Here is a 655-nt window from a genome sequence, read left to right as displayed (position 1 = left end):
AAATGATGGAAGCAATGATAGAACTGAAGGACAATCGCAAGACCGATACACGCCTCTGCCGCAGCAAGGGTTAAAATCAGAATGAACATGACTTGTCCATCTGGTTGTGCCCATACGCTACCCGCAAGAACAAATGCTAACGCTGCAGCATTCATCATGATCTCAAGGCTCATTAACATAAATAGTAGGTTGCGTCGCACCATTACACCGTAAAAACCGAGTGCAAAAAGAATGGTTGCAACAATCAAACCATGTTCTAAAGGGATCTGGCCCATTATTCTTTTTCCTCTTCTGCACCTGGTTCACGTTTACCTAAGTGGTATGCTGCAACAAGGGCTGCTAGCAATAACATCGCGGCAACTTCAACCAACAATAAATAGTGTGTAAAGAGCGCTTGACCAACAACTTTTGGTCCAATTACTTGTGCTCCAAGTGGTGCAGAGATGGTTGTATATTCACCACCAAGCATCCAAACTAAAAGTAAGCCAAGTAAAAAGCTCATGAGTGCTGGATATGCCCAAGCATCCGAAGAAAGCCATTTACGCTCTTGTTCAACTGTGTGTTGCCCTAAGTTAAGCATCATCACAACGAATACGAACAAGACCATAATCGCACCAGCATAAACAATGATTTCGAAGGATGCGGCAAACGACGC

Annotated in this window: 2 protein-coding genes; both read right to left on the bottom strand. The window is 43.8% G+C overall.

Annotated elements, in window-relative coordinates:
- Nucleotides 1–275: NADH-quinone oxidoreductase subunit NuoK (gene nuoK / locus ABD296_RS49740; RefSeq protein WP_344285603.1), on the bottom strand; the 275-nt coding region annotated here is incomplete at its 3' end.
- Nucleotides 275–655 (bottom strand): NADH-quinone oxidoreductase subunit J (locus ABD296_RS49735; RefSeq protein ID WP_344285600.1); only part of this gene is annotated, 381 nt, incomplete at its 5' end. The genes nuoK and ABD296_RS49735, both read right to left, overlap by 1 nt.

Source organism: Actinomadura napierensis (assembly GCF_039529375.1).
Taxonomy (GTDB): Bacteria; Actinomycetota; Actinomycetes; order Streptosporangiales; family Streptosporangiaceae; genus Spirillospora; species Spirillospora napierensis.
This window is presented reverse-complemented; position numbering and strand designations above follow the sequence as displayed.